12 protein-coding genes and 2 pseudogenes are annotated in these 13,372 nt (G+C 64.4%); 10 read left to right on the top strand and 4 right to left on the bottom strand.

What is annotated here, in order from left to right; translation table 11 throughout:
* Positions 1-206: 206 nt before the first annotated feature.
* The 10 genes and pseudogenes from QSJ97_RS23555 to QSJ97_RS23505 all read left to right on the top strand — a co-directional run bounded on the left by QSJ97_RS23555 (position 207) and on the right by QSJ97_RS23505 (position 10,372).
* Entirely contained in the window at positions 207-1,196 is a 990-nt protein-coding gene (locus QSJ97_RS23555; RefSeq protein WP_285674886.1) for a Bug family tripartite tricarboxylate transporter substrate binding protein, read from the top strand.
* Positions 1,197-1,251: 55 nt separating this feature from the next.
* Complete coding sequence (locus tag QSJ97_RS23550; RefSeq protein WP_285674884.1) at positions 1,252-2,106, top strand: alpha/beta fold hydrolase; 855 nt, start codon at positions 1,252-1,254, stop codon at positions 2,104-2,106.
* Positions 2,103-2,579, top strand: coding sequence for a (2Fe-2S)-binding protein (locus tag QSJ97_RS23545; RefSeq protein WP_285674883.1), 477 nt, complete (start codon positions 2,103-2,105; stop codon positions 2,577-2,579). Before QSJ97_RS23550 ends, QSJ97_RS23545 begins: the two co-directional genes overlap by 4 nt.
* Positions 2,576-4,666, top strand: a complete 2,091-nt coding sequence (locus QSJ97_RS23540) for a xanthine dehydrogenase family protein molybdopterin-binding subunit (protein ID WP_285674882.1) — start codon at positions 2,576-2,578, stop codon at positions 4,664-4,666. Before QSJ97_RS23545 ends, QSJ97_RS23540 begins: the two co-directional genes overlap by 4 nt.
* A 5-nt stretch (positions 4,667-4,671) precedes the next feature.
* Positions 4,672-5,139 (top strand): tripartite tricarboxylate transporter TctB family protein, encoded by a 468-nt coding sequence (locus QSJ97_RS23535; protein ID WP_285674880.1) that lies wholly within the window; start codon positions 4,672-4,674, stop codon positions 5,137-5,139.
* Complete coding sequence (locus tag QSJ97_RS23530; protein ID WP_285674879.1) at positions 5,139-6,647, top strand: tripartite tricarboxylate transporter permease; 1,509 nt, start codon at positions 5,139-5,141, stop codon at positions 6,645-6,647. Before QSJ97_RS23535 ends, QSJ97_RS23530 begins: the two co-directional genes overlap by 1 nt.
* 62 nt (positions 6,648-6,709) lie before the next feature.
* Positions 6,710-7,459 (top strand): GntR family transcriptional regulator, encoded by a 750-nt coding sequence (locus QSJ97_RS23525; RefSeq protein ID WP_285674878.1) that lies wholly within the window; start codon positions 6,710-6,712, stop codon positions 7,457-7,459.
* A gap of 482 nt (positions 7,460-7,941) precedes the next feature.
* Positions 7,942-9,046: pseudogene (locus QSJ97_RS23515) on the top strand (transposase).
* A gap of 160 nt (positions 9,047-9,206) precedes the next feature.
* The gene (locus tag QSJ97_RS23510; RefSeq protein WP_285674873.1) at positions 9,207-9,371 is read left to right on the top strand and encodes a transposase; all 165 of its coding nucleotides are present in this window, start codon (positions 9,207-9,209) and stop codon (positions 9,369-9,371) included.
* Between the two features lie 107 nt (positions 9,372-9,478).
* Complete coding sequence (locus QSJ97_RS23505; RefSeq protein ID WP_285674872.1) at positions 9,479-10,372, top strand: IS3 family transposase; 894 nt, start codon at positions 9,479-9,481, stop codon at positions 10,370-10,372.
* Positions 10,373-10,467: 95 nt separating this feature from the next.
* Here QSJ97_RS23505 and QSJ97_RS23500 read toward each other — a convergent pair whose 3' ends face one another.
* The 4 genes and pseudogenes from QSJ97_RS23500 to QSJ97_RS23490 all read right to left on the bottom strand — a co-directional run bounded on the left by QSJ97_RS23500 (position 10,468) and on the right by QSJ97_RS23490 (position 13,304).
* Entirely contained in the window at positions 10,468-11,547 is a 1,080-nt protein-coding gene (locus QSJ97_RS23500; RefSeq protein WP_285674870.1) for an IS5 family transposase, read from the bottom strand.
* A 72-nt stretch (positions 11,548-11,619) separates the two neighbouring features.
* Positions 11,620-12,620 (bottom strand): annotated as a pseudogene (locus QSJ97_RS23495) (IS3 family transposase); the annotation flags it as partial.
* Between the two features lie 20 nt (positions 12,621-12,640).
* Positions 12,641-12,946, bottom strand: a complete 306-nt coding sequence (locus QSJ97_RS25125; protein WP_352231142.1) for an IS3 family transposase — start codon at positions 12,944-12,946, stop codon at positions 12,641-12,643.
* Between the two features lie 25 nt (positions 12,947-12,971).
* The gene (locus QSJ97_RS23490) at positions 12,972-13,304 is read right to left on the bottom strand and encodes a transposase (RefSeq protein WP_285674869.1); all 333 of its coding nucleotides are present in this window, start codon (positions 13,302-13,304) and stop codon (positions 12,972-12,974) included.
* Positions 13,305-13,372 lie beyond the last annotated feature (68 nt).

The raw sequence follows: 13,372 nt of genomic DNA, 5'->3' as shown, positions 1-13,372 counted from the left end.
CGCCGGAGGCGGCAGCCCGCAAAACTGGGTGTCGCCCTGGCTCGTCACTCGCATGTCGCCTCAATCGTGTTGGAAGCGACGCGCCTCTCTCTTTCAGCGCGGAGTTGGCCATCGAAACGAAATCGTTGACAGAAAGTTTTTTGTAAGCACTTATGTGCATGCCAAATTGCTCGCAATTGGGTGCAATTCAAGGGAGGAAAAAAACAATGCTCCGCAGCATCCTGAAATCCGGGGCCCTTGGCCTCACTCTGGCCGGCGCCGTCGCCATCGCGCCCGGCGTCGCGACCGCCCAGGACGCCACCGACTATCCGAGCCGCGCTGTCACGATGATCATCCCGTTCGGGCCCGGCGGATCGACCGACCCCGTGGCCCGTGCCTTCGCAGAAAAGCTTTCAGCGGCCTGGGGCGAGCAGGTGATCGCCGAGAACCGGCCTGGGGCCGGCGGGTCCGTAGGCGGCACGGCGCTGGTGACGTCGGAGCCGGATGGATACACCATGCTCGTGGTGAACCCTGGCCCGGCAATCCTCGCGCCCATGCTCTCCGCCAGCGTGGAATACGAGCCGAGCGATCTGAAGCCTGTCGTCCTGATTGGCGAGATGCCGCAGATCGCCATCGTTCGCTCCGATTTCCCGGCGGACGACATGGCCGGGCTTGTGGCCTATGCCAAGGAAAACCCTGGCGCCGTGCTGTGGGGCTCGTCGGGCGTCAACAGCAGCCCGCATGTGACGCTGGAACTGCTCAAGGAATCTGCTGGCATAGACATCACGCACGTGCCCTATAGCGGCTCGGGCGCGGCCATCACCGACCTTCTGGGCGGCAGCATCCAGGGGATGTACAGCACCCCCGTTACGGCGGCCGGTCTGATCGAGAGCGGAGATGTCAAGGTTCTCGGCGTCGCCGGTGCGAAGCGCCACAAGGCCCTCCCGGACGTGCCGACGCTTGAGGAGCAGGGCATCATGGGCGCGAATGCCTCGGTCTGGCTGGCGATCGTGGTTCCGCAGGGAACGCCGGACGCGATCGTGCAGAAGATCAACGCGGACATGAACGACGCCATCGCAGCGCCCGACCTTCAGGGCACGATCTTCAGCAAGCTCAACCCCCTGGGCGGCACCGTGGCGGAGTTCGAGGCCTACATGGCTGACGAGGAAGCGCGCGTGCAGCGACTTATCGACAGCGGAACGCTGGAAGTTCAGTGACCGATTGAATGAAGGGTCGGGCGCGCCGGCGCCGGCCATTTCCGGAGGCAGGTGAATGTCCTTTATAGAACTCGGAGAGCGCAGGTTTCACTATGAGGTCATTGGCGACAGCGGCCCCTGGATCGCGCTGAGCCCGGGCAGCCGGCGCAACTTCCAGGAACTGGTCAACCTGTCCAGGGACCTGGCAGAGCGGGGGTTCCGCGTTCTGTTGCATGACCGCGCGAATTGCGGGCGGACCAGCGTCTGGTTCGCCCAAACCCAGAACGAACATGATCTTTGGGCCGACGATCTCAAGTTGTTGGCCGATAAGCTTGGCACCGGACCGCTGGTCGTGGGCGGGTCGTCCTCGGGCGCGCGGATGGCCGTGGCCTTCGCCCTGAAATATCCTGAAACGGTGCGCGCTGTGCTGCTCTGGCGGCTGACGGGCGGCGCGGTGGCGGCCAAACGGCTGGTCAAGAAATACTTCACCGACCTGGCGACACTGGCCCGCGAGGAAGGGATGGCCGCAGTTGCCAGGGCCGAGGATTTCGCCGAGGCGATCGCGGCGGAACCGGCCAACCGTACGTATATCGAGACTTTCGACCGCGATGCGTTCTTGGCGATCATGGACAGGTGGAGCGCGTCCCTTGCGAAGGATGCCGACGCGCCCATGCTGGGCGCAAGCGAGGCTCAGCTGCGCAGTCTTGATCTGCCGGTTTGCCTGGTTGCCGGCAACGATGTGGTTCATGCCCCGGCATCGGCCCGTGCTGTCTCGAAGATCCTGCCTCGTTGCGATCTGCATGAAGGGGTCGTGCCGCAGCGGCCCGACGACGACCTGCTGGACAGCTGGGACGAGGCGGAATGGGTCGCCGCCGAACCGCAGATGGCGCGAATCTTCGCCGAGTTCATCGAGGAAATCCAAGGGCCATGACCGACCGCGTCAACTTTACCGTCAATGGACAGACGCGCGAGGCGGAGGGCGATCTCAAGCGGGCATTGCTCTTCTATCTACGCGATGAGCTCGCCCTGACAGGCTCAAAATATGGCTGTGGACAGGGCATCTGCGGCGCCTGCCGCGTGATCGTGAACGGAAGGGCCGTCAATTCCTGCGACACGCCGCTTTGGTCTCTCGAGGGGGCGGACGTCAGGACTGTCGAGGGGTTGACGCCGAATGACGGGTTGAACCCTGTGCAACAGGCACTGTCGGCCGAGAACGCGGCTCAATGCGGCTATTGCATGTCGGGGATTGTCGTGACGGTCACGGCCGAACTGGAAGCCGATCCGCAAGCTTCGACAGAGAAGTTGATCGCGGCGCTTGATAGCAACCTGTGCCGCTGCGGGGCACATGTTCGAGTGATCCGCGCGCTCGATCGGCTATCGCACTCAGGCAAGACGATGGCATGACGAAAACAGCCGACAACCGCAATCCAGACGCATTGTCGTCGCTGATTGACCTGTCTGGCGACGGCGTGGTTCGGGTCCTGACCGGCAAGGTCGAGATCGGCCAGGGGCTGCATCACGCGCTGCGCGTGATAGCGGCTGAAGAGCTTGGCATTTCCCTGGACGCGGTCCGGATCGCAGCCCCGAACACCACCACGAGCCGCAACGAGGGAATTACCTCGGGCAGCAACTCAATCAGCCAGGCGGGCACCACTCTGATGCGGGCCTGTTCGCAGCTGCGCGAGATTCATCGCGCGTGGTTCGCCGAAGCGGCGGGATGCGAACCGGACGCCATCACGGTGGAAGACGGGCACTTTCTTGCCGGCGGCAGGCCGCTCGGCAGCTATTGGAGCGCGCGCGGCGATGTCGACCTCGATGTCGATATGGTGGATCTCCATTCTCCCTGGCCCGGGACAGGGCGCTTCAGCGCGAAAAAGGCGGATTCAAGCGACAAGTTCACCGGCCGGAAATCATACCTGCCGGACATGGTTCTGCCGGGGATGCGCCACGCAACGGTCGTGCGCCACCCCGCTCAGCACAATAGGCTGGTTCTTCCCGAAGATCTGTCGGAGATGATGGCGCCGGGATTGATCGAGATAGTCCAACGGCACAATTTTCTTGCCGTGATCGCCGAAACCGAAGATCTGGCCCACGCATTCGCCCGCAGGCTGGCCGAACGTGTCGATCGCGATTTCGAGACCGATCTTCGGATCTTGAACGACATCGAAACCCTTTACCCGAAAAGCGAGGCTGAACGCAGCACCGTTCTAGCCAAGGGCGTCGGCACGCGTGGAAACGGCCGGCAGGTTTCGGCGCGCTATACCAAACCGTTCATCGCCCATGCCTCGATCGGGCTGTCCTGTGCGCTCGCATGGCTGAAAGAGGACAGATTGCGGGTTTGGTCTCATTCGCAGGGCATCTTTCACCTGCGACGCGAAATTGCCACCATCGTTGGAATGGATGAGAGTGCCATCGAAGTCCAACATGTCGAAATGGCGGGCTGCTACGGGCACAATGGGGCCGATGACGCGGCGTTGGACGCCGCGGTTCTTGCCACCATGCGGCCGGGTCTACCGATCCGCGTGCAATGGACGCGGGAAGACGAACTGACCAACGGGCCCCTTGGTGCAGCCATGCTGATTGATCTCGAGGCCACGGTCGACGACGACAACCGGATCACATGGTGGTCGCACGAGATCTGGAGCAACGGCCATGTCGCTCGTCCAGGCCGGACCCCGGAGCCGACCCTGCGGGCCGGCCCGGAGTTGTCGCCGGACCATCGGCCTTACGTCTCGATCAACACGCCGGTTCGGACGGGCGGGGCAGCCGAACGCAATTCGGTTCCAATCTACGACTTTCCTAGCGTGAAAGTCTCCAGCAATAGGATCCTCGCCAATCCGGTGCGCACCTCATCGCTGCGGTCGCTTGGGGCCTTTGGCAATGTCTTTGCCATCGAGAGATTCATGGATGAGATCAGCGTGGAGGCAGGTATCTGCCCGGCGGAGTTTCGGCTGCGCAACCTGTCGGACGACCGTGCGCGCGCCGTTCTGGAAGACGTGCTGGAGCGATCGGATTATCGTGCCGCGAGGAGAAGCGGGCGGGCCGTGGGGTGCGGGGTCGCCCGCTACAAGAACCTCGGCGCCTACTGCGCTTGCGTGGCGGAGGTGGAAATCGATTTCGAGGTTTCTGTAAAGCGTCTGCATATCGGCGTGGACATGGGTCGCGTGATCGACCGGGACGGCGCGCTCAACCAGATCGAGGGCGGCGCGGTTCAGGCGACGAGCTGGGCGCTGAAAGAACAAGTGATCTTCGGTCCCGAAACGATTGAGAATAACGACTGGGAATCCTATCCGATTCTGAAGTTCAGCGAAGTTCCGGAGATCGAGGTTCACATCTTCGACAGCGACGCTGCGCCATCCGGCGCTGGCGAGGCGGCTCAGGGACCGGTGGCCGCAGCCCTCGGCAATGCGGCCTCTATTGCACTAGGCGTTCCCATCCGGTCGCTGCCGATCACGCGGGACAGGATCCTTTCAGCTCTGGAGGCGACGTGAGACCCATGAAACGAGCATGGCCGCATATGCACAAGCTGGGAGGGCCGGTCCTTGTCATGTTCGGGCTGTCCTATGCCCTCTACGCGTATCTTAACTACCGCATGGGTTCGATCCGCAGCATGGGTCCGGGCATGTTTCCCGTGATGGCAGGGGGGACGCTGATGCTGCTCGGGTTCGTGATCACGGTTGCCGACTTCCGCGATGGCACGCGCGAAATAGCCTCGGAGCAGGGTCTTCTGCGCTCTGCGGCCCTGGTGCTGGCATCCATCATCGCCTTCGCGGTCAGCTTCGCAATGCTTGGACTTCTGCCCGCGATCTTCGTGTCGGTGCTGCTCACCAGCCTGGCCGACGGCCGCTTCGCCCCGGCGCGGTATCTGGCTGTCTCGGTCGCTCTCAGCGTCTTTGCGGTCCTGGTGTTCGACGTGATGCTGGGCAGCAACCTGCCCCTGTTCAAATTGCCGATGTTGTCCTGATGTCGGAGCTGTTTGCAAATATATCCATCGGGCTTGCCAATGCTCTCACATTGGAGGGGCTGGTCTACTGCTTCATTGGCGTACTTCTGGGTACGGTTCTAGGGCTGATCCCCGGTGTCGGAACCCTGGTCGCCTTGTCACTGCTCTTTCCGTTCACCTATCACCTCGACCCCCTGCCGGGCCTGGTGATGCTGGCCGGCATCTTCTACGGCACGACCTACGGAGGCTCGACCGCGTCGATCCTCTTGAATCTGCCTGGCACCCCGGCCAATGCCGTAGCCGCGATCGAAGGCTATCCGATGGCGCAGCAGGGACGCGCGGGCGCGGCGCTGTTTCTGACGACCATAGCCTCCTTCTTCGGGGCCACCGTGGGGATCACCCTGATGATGGCCTTCTCTCCGCTGATCGTATCCTTTGCCTTGCAGTTCGGGCCGCAGGAATATTTCTCGCTGATGATCCTGGGAATGCTGGCGGCCTCGGTCATTTCGGATTCCACACCGATGAAGGGTGTGGCGATGGTGGTCGTCGGCGTGATGCTCGGGCTTGTCGGTATGGACGTCAACTCGGGTGTGCAGCGCTACACCTTCGGCGTTCTCGAGCTGTTCAGCGGCCTCAGTCTGGTGGCTCTGACCATGGGATTGTTCGGCATCGCCGAGATTATCCGCAAGATCCCGGGCTCGGTCGATCATTCCCGCCAGATCGAGAAGATCTCCTTGCGTAGCATGTTGCCCAGCCGCAATGACATGAAGCGCTCGCGCATGCCGCTGCTGCGCGGGGCGGGTGTCGGGGCCTTCTTCGGCACCCTGCCGGGAACCGGCGGGTTGATCGCCTCCTTCATGGCCTATGCCACCGAAAAGAAATTTTCCCGCGAACCCGAGAGGTTCGGCAAGGGCGCAGTTGAGGGACTGGTCGCCCCCGAGTCGGCAAACAATGCCGCCGATCAGACCGCCTTCATCCCGACCCTGACGCTCGGCATTCCAGGCAGCCCCGCCATGGCAATCATGCTGACGGTCCTGATCGTGCACGGTATCGCACCGGGACCGCGGCTTGTCGTCAACGAACCGGAGCTGTTCTGGGGGCTCATCATGAGCTTCTGGGTCGGCAACCTGTTTCTGCTTGTTCTGAACATCCCGTTTATCGGGCTCTGGGTGCGGATTCTCTCGATCCCCTTCAATGTTCTGGTGCCCTGCATTGTAGTCCTGGTCTGTCTTGGCACCTACAGCGTCAACAACAATATATTCGACATCTTCTTCGTGGCCGGCTTCGGACTGTTCGGACTGATGTGCCGCTATTTCGCGTTCCCGTTGGCCCCTGTCGTTCTCGGTTTTGTGCTGGGCCCCCTTCTGGAGGAATATTTTCGTCGCTCGCTCCTGATTGCCGGGGGGGATTTCAGCACCTTCGTGACGCGTCCGGTCTCTGCGACCTTCATCGCAATATGCGCCATTCTCGTCATCGGCACGGTCTATGCCACCGTGCGGCAACTGCGCCGGGCCAAGGAGACGCTCTAGGCCATGCGACCGGCACCCAGTCGATCGAAAAGCCCTGCAGAGACAATTGGACGATATCAGGCATGATCCACAAAACCGATCCATCGCGCCGCACGCATTGCGAACAGATCGCCCGCGATCTGGAGCATGATATCGTCACCGGCGTTCTTCTTCCGGGTCAGAAGCTGGACGAACGGGGGCTGGCGGAGCGCTTCGGATCCTCGCGTACGCCCGTGCGCGAAGCGATCCGCATTCTGGTCGCGCGGGGGTTGGTCGCGACCGTGGCCAATCGCGGGGCCGAGGTGGCCCAGATTGCCGTCACCGAAATCGTCGAGATGTTCGAGGTCATGGCTGAGCTTGAAGGCATGTGCGCCGGGCTTGCGGCCCGCAGAATGAGCGCGGAGGAACTGACGGATCTCGAGCGATTTCACGCCCGCTGCCTCGAATATGTCGAAAGTGTCGATCCTGACGCATACTACGATGCCAACGTCACCTTCCACGACGCGATCTACATGGGCAGCCACAATTCCTATCTGGAAGGACAGACGCGCTTTCTGCGGCGCAGGCTTAGCCCGTATCGGCGCATTCAGCTTCATCAGGCACGCCGGATATCCGACTCCTATGCTGAGCATGGCCGTATCCTCCAGGCGATCCGTGACCGGGACCCCGACCGGGCCAGTGCCGAGATGAAGGGCCATGTCAACGTGCAGGGCCAGTCACTGAGCGATGTCGTCATGATCGCGGGCATGCTCAACCGGAAGCTCGCCAGCGAGGGCGGTTCGGCAGTTCGTTCAGGTTGGACGAAGGCTGGCTCGGGAAATGACCTGCCATGACATCTGTCAGGCGACATCCAGACTCGCGGTTTGAGGCGACATCCAGTCTTGCGGACGCTGTCGCGCAACAGTGGCCGACCGAGCGCGCGGACCGCAAGGGTCTGCGCACGCCCGACCTTCAGCGCACCGCGTGGCTCAGGCGCTTTCTTTTTCAGGATGCCCTCGGGGTCCCTGAGCCGTTATGAGCGGCCCTTGATTTCGAGCAGGTTCGAACGGTTCAGTAGCCGATCGAGGATGGCCGCTGCCAGCGCTTCGTCGCAGGCGAGCAGCTCGGTCAAGTCGCGGATGCTCCCTTTAATGGTGATCAGGATTGATCGGCCCCATCCGGATTGCTCCACCTTTGTGATTGGAGAAAGGTAGGACCCGAGAATTCGCAAGCGACACAAGCCGGAAGAGATCGTCATCAAGTGGACGCCCGCAAGTACCTACCGGCCGTTGGCGCGGTGTGGTTCACTGATCCCGACGGATCGGGAGGGATCATCATGCGGCAGACGGGACCGTTCGGGCTCTCGGAGCATCTGGAGCGGCTGAGCAAGGACGGCGATCCGCTGGAGGTGCTTGAGGCAACTGTCGATTTTGAGCATTTTCGGCCCCGGCTGGTCGAAGGGCTCGGCCATGGCGACGGCTCGTAGGGTGGCCGCCCCCCGTTCGATCCGGCCTCGATGTTCAAGGCGCTGATCCTGCAGGCGCAGCACAATTTCAGCGACGCCCGGATGGAGTTCATGATCTGCGACCGGCTCTCGTGGATGCGGTTTCTGGGCTTCGATCTCGGTGCGCCCACGCCGGACGAGAACACCATCCTCTCACGCTTCGCGCGCGCCCCTGCGGGACGTCCGCAACCGCTTGACCGAGACCGGCACATTGAAGCGCGTGATGAAGGCCTTCGACTGTCAGCTTCGGAAGAACGGATACATCCCGATGGCCGGGCAGATCGTCGATGCCTCACTCGTGCCGGCGCCGAAGCGGCGCAACACCGAAGCCGAGAAGGCGGCGATCAAGGACCGCAAGACGGCCGCCGAGATCTGGCCCGACGAGCCCAACAAGGCCGCCCAGAAAGACACGAACGCGCGCTGGACGCTGAAGATCGGCGGAAAGGTCCGGTACCGCCTGGACGGGACCCCCCTGCCGATGATCGCGGCGGCGGTGTTCGGGTACAAGTCCCACATCTCGATCGACCGGCGCTGCGGCTTCATCCGGGAAAGCGCCGTCACCGCGGCCTCGGCCGCCGACGGCCGGCAGCTCCGGCGTCTGGTCAGCCGGTAGAACACCGGCTCGGAGGTCTGGGCGGACAGTGCCTGCCGGTTATAGCGAAACGAGGCATGGCTCGCGAAGCGGATGATCACCAGCCGCATCCACCGGCGCAAGCCTGCGGGCAAACCGATGCCCAGGCACATGGCGCGGGCCAACGCCAGGAAGTTCACGATCCGCGCTGCCGTCGAGCACGCCTTCGCCCATCAGAAACCCCGCTACGGCCTCTTCATCCGCACCATCGGCCTCGCGCGCGCCGAGGCGAAACTGACCCTCGCCAACATCGCCTACAACATGGGCCGCCTGATCTTCCACGAACGCCGGCACGCCATGGGATGAGTCCGCTCGGTGGCGAGAAAACCCGCCCGGGCTCACGCCAGTCCGGTGCATTCCATGCCGGATAGCGGTCCCAACGCACTCAACCCGAGCGCCAAAGCAGAGTTCTTGCAGGTGTCTAGCTGGGATTTTCTACCTTTGAATGGACGAAGGAGGATGCCCGATGAAGCGCAGCCGGGTCGGCGATGAACAGATCATCGCGGTCATCAAGGAGAACGAGGCGGGGGCGAAGGTCGATGAGCCGTGCCGCCGGCACGACATCGGCACGGCGACGGTCTGTTCCTGGCGGAAGACGTTCGGCGGGATGGCGGCGTCAGATGCGAAGTAGCTCAATGTCCTCGAAGCCGAGAATGCCCGGCTGAAGCGGATCGTCGCCGACCAGGTGCTCGGCATGTCCGCCATGAAAGGGCTCCTGGCAAAAAGCTTGTGACGCCCATGGCCAGGCGCAAAGCCGGGGGCTTCCTGATGGACGAACTGGGCCTGAGCGAGCGGCGGAGTTGCCGGATCGTGGGGCTCTCGCGCTCCGTGCAGCAGTATCGCCCCGGCGCCCGCGACGACGGTGATGTCCTCGAGCGAATGCGGACCTTGGCCTCGGAGAACCGGCGCTATGGCTCTCTGCGCCCACACGCCATGCTGCGCCGGGAAGGGCTTGCGACGAACCGCAAACGGACCTGGCGCCTCCGCTGCGCCGAAGGCCTGCAGGTCAGGACGAAGACGCGGCGCAAGCTTCCCCGTCGCGACCGGATTGCGCCCCGGGTGCCGGAACGGCCGATGCAGCGCTGGTCTCCCGACGTCATGAGCGACCAGCTCGCCGATCATCGTCGGCTCCGGGTGCTCGACATCGTCGACGACCACAGCCGTGTCTGCCCTGGTCAGATCATTGACCTCTCGATCTCCGGCGCACGCGCGGCGCGATATCTCGACGAGCCGGGCAGGCGCTTCGGGCTGCCCGGGGAGATCGTCCTCGACAACGGCCCCGAGGGCACCAGCCGGGCGATGTTCGAGTGGTCGGAGCGCTCCGGTGCCCGGCTCCGCTTCACCGGGCCCGGCAAGCCTGTCCAGCACGCCTTCGCGGAGCGTTTCAACGGCAAGCTCCGCGACAAGTGCCTCAACCTGCACTGGTTTCGCTCGCTCCGTCATGCCCGAGAGGAAATCACGGCATGGCGCCACCACCACAACACCGAGCGCCCCCACTCGGCGCCCGGCCATTTGTCACCCAAGGAGTTCCTGGCAACCAACGCCGCGCCGTCGCCTGAGCCTCTTGTGCGCTCCGCGCCGACGCTCACCGCAACCAATCAACCGGAGAATCCCAGTTATGCGCGGCCCTGATCGAGGGGAAAGGTCATTTGTGCGGTCCTTGGGTGGGCGCCGTCGCACGGCAGCGGGCGGTTCTTCGTCGCGTGCTGCTTTCCGGCTCGGTGCCGTCAGGCGTGGCCGTGTCGCCGGTCGAGGAAGACCAGCCGGCGGATGTTGCAGGTGAGGTTGGCGAGGCCGATCTTCGCCTTTGCCCGTGCGATGCCGACGGTGCGGATGCAGAGGTCCATGGGCCCCTTCTGGTGGGCGAAGACGTGCTCGATGGCGGCCCGGACCGCCGAGCGCGCGGCGTTTCCGCGCCGGATGTGAGGCGCCATCGGCCGGCCCCGCGGCTTGCGGTGGTGGACCTGGCTGCGAAAGCCGTGCTTCTCCATGAACGCCTCGCTCGCCTTCGATCGGTAGGCGCTGTCGGCCCAGACCGTGGCGCCGGTGTTGCTCCGATCGAGGAGCCCCCGGCGGAGCATGCGCCCGTCATGCGCCGCGGCGTCGGTGACGTCCCGGCGGCGGATAAAGCCGTGGCGGCGGTCGATGCTGGCGTGGCTCTTGTAGCCGAACACCGGGATCGCGATGTCGGCGTGGCGGGTCCCGTCGGCGCGCTCGCGCGCCTTTCCGAAGACCAGTGTCCAGCGGGCATCCCGGTCCTTCTGGCGGAGCGTCGCCGGCTTGTCCTGCCAGTCCTCGGGGATGCGGCCCACCTTGATCTCGGCCTTCTCGGCCTCGGGGTTGCATTGCTTCGGCGCCGAGACGAGGCTCGCGTCGACGATCTGGCCCGCCATCGGGATGTAACCGGCCTCGCGGATCGCGGCGTCGAAGCGGGCGAAGAGCCGCTCGATCGCGCCGGCCCGGATCAGCCGCTCGCGAAAGGCCCAGATGGTCTTCGCGTCGGGCACCTTGTCGGTCAGACCGAGCCCGAGGAAGCGCATGAACGACAGCCGGTCATTGATCAGGAATTCGGCGCGGTCGTCGCTGAGATTGTTCTGCGCCTGGATGACGAGGATCTTGAACATCATCACCGGATCGAACGGCGGCCGGCCCCCCTTCGCGCCGTCGCCGCAGGCGAGCGCCGCATCGCGCCCGGGACGGAAGATCTCGAAGTCGACCGCCACCGAGAATGCCTCGAGTTGGTCACCGATGTCGCGCAGCCGCCGCAGCCGCTCATCCATGTCGAACAGTCCCGGCTGCCGCGCCATACCCGCCTGCATCCGCTCCGATGGCTCAGTGAATCACGGAACTGGCCAGGGCGCGAGGTTGATAGAGGCGTTCAGCTGGCCAGCGAAGCGGCGCGTGTCCTTCGCGGTGTATGGCGAACCGTTGTCCGACAGCCATTCGATCGGCGAGGGCGCACGGGTCGTGCCGAAGCGGGCCTTAACGGCCTCGAGCATCATGTCCCGGACGTCGGAGCCGCTGATCCCTCCGCCTATGACGGCCCGCCAGGCGATGACCTCGCGGTCGTGGGCGTCGATGACGAAGGCCCCGCGGACGATCTCGCCGTTCCAGCAGGCGAATTCGAAGCCGTCCGAGCACCAGCGCAGATTGGAGCGCATGACAACGACCTTGCCGTCGTGCGTGCGGCCCGGGCGGTCGCCGGAATGCCGCTCGAGCAGCAGCCCGTGCGACGCTGCGCGCCCGCCCCTGCGCGACGTCATGAGCCGGTAGACCCGCTTGTGGTTGGCAGGCGGCTCGCCCGCCGCCGCCAGCTCCCGGTTCAAGAGGGCCGTGATGCGGCGATAGCCGTCGGTCGGGCGGGCGCCCACAAGCCGCTGGATACGCGGCAGGACCGCCGCGTCGCCAGCCTTCTGATAGGCGCTCCGCGGCTTTGCGCCTCGCTTCAACCGCTCCGCCAGGTTCGACCGGGAGACGCCGAGGGTGTCAGCGACGGCCTTCACAGCGAACCGGCCTCGTTCAGTCCGGGCAGCGGCGACCGCGCGAGCAAGGTCGGTTTCTATGCCCGGCGCTTCGCCAGGGCTTCCTTGAGGATTTCAACCTCGAGGGTCTTGCGGCCAAGCTGGCGTTCGAGCTCGCGCACCCGCTCCTCGAGCTTGCGGACCTCCGCGTTGCCCGTCACCCCGTCGTCTGCCTGAACCGCCACCGCGCCGCCCTCCGTCATCAGACGGCGCCAGCGATACAGCAGGTTCGGCGCGACGCCATTGCGCCGTGCCACAGCCGAGATCGTCGCGCCGGGCTGGAGCGTCTCCTCGACAAGGCGCAGCTTCTCCTCGATCGGCCAGTGGCGGCGGCGGCCCGCCCCGCTGATCACCTCAATGCGTGGGTCGTTCTACGACATCAGCCTGTGCCTGGGGATATCCCCAAGCCTCCCTGCTCACGCCGGGTGTCCGGTCGAAATGGGGGCCAGTTCAGCGTCAAAGCAGGGTTCTTGCGGGTATCCAGCTTGGCCACCATCCGCTTCGAGAGGTGATGGCCGCGATCGCGCAGCTCGGCATGGATCCGCGGCGCCCCGTAGCGGCGCTTGCTGGCCTCGAAGATCCCACGGATCTCCTGTACCAACTCCGCACGCCTTGCAGCGCGCTCGGCTCTTTGAGGGCCGGCACGCTGCCAAGCGTGGTACCAGCTCCGCGCAACGCCGAGCACCCGACAGAGAAGGCGGACGGCGTGTTCAGCGGCATGGGCGACGATAAAGGCGAGCTTGGCCTTGACGGTTTCGCCGCCCACTGAGCGAAAAAGCCGAGGCCTTGCGAAGAATCTCCACCTCCTCCTTCAACCGCTTGTTATCGCGGCGAAGCTGCACCAATTCGGCCGCCTTTGCGCTTCGAGCTGCAATCGCTGCCGCTGAGCCGGCAGCATCGAGCTCGAGCTTCCAGGTCTTCAGCTGCGTCACCGTGACACCCAGCTCTGCCGCCACGATGCCATAGGCGCCGGCCTCCGACAGCCGCGCAACAGCCAGCTCCTTGAACTCCGGCGAAAACCGCCGTCTCGTTCGATTTGCCATTCTCGTCCCTCCAGGTCGGTTCATACTTTACCGCCTGGTCCGGGATCAGAGAGCAAGGTCAAGCCGTG

Source organism: Paralimibaculum aggregatum (genome assembly GCF_030270585.1).
In the GTDB taxonomy this organism is placed as follows: domain Bacteria; phylum Pseudomonadota; class Alphaproteobacteria; order Rhodobacterales; family Rhodobacteraceae; genus Thermohalobaculum; species Thermohalobaculum aggregatum.
Note: the sequence above shows the minus strand (reverse complement) of the source record. Positions and strands in the feature narration are given on the sequence as shown.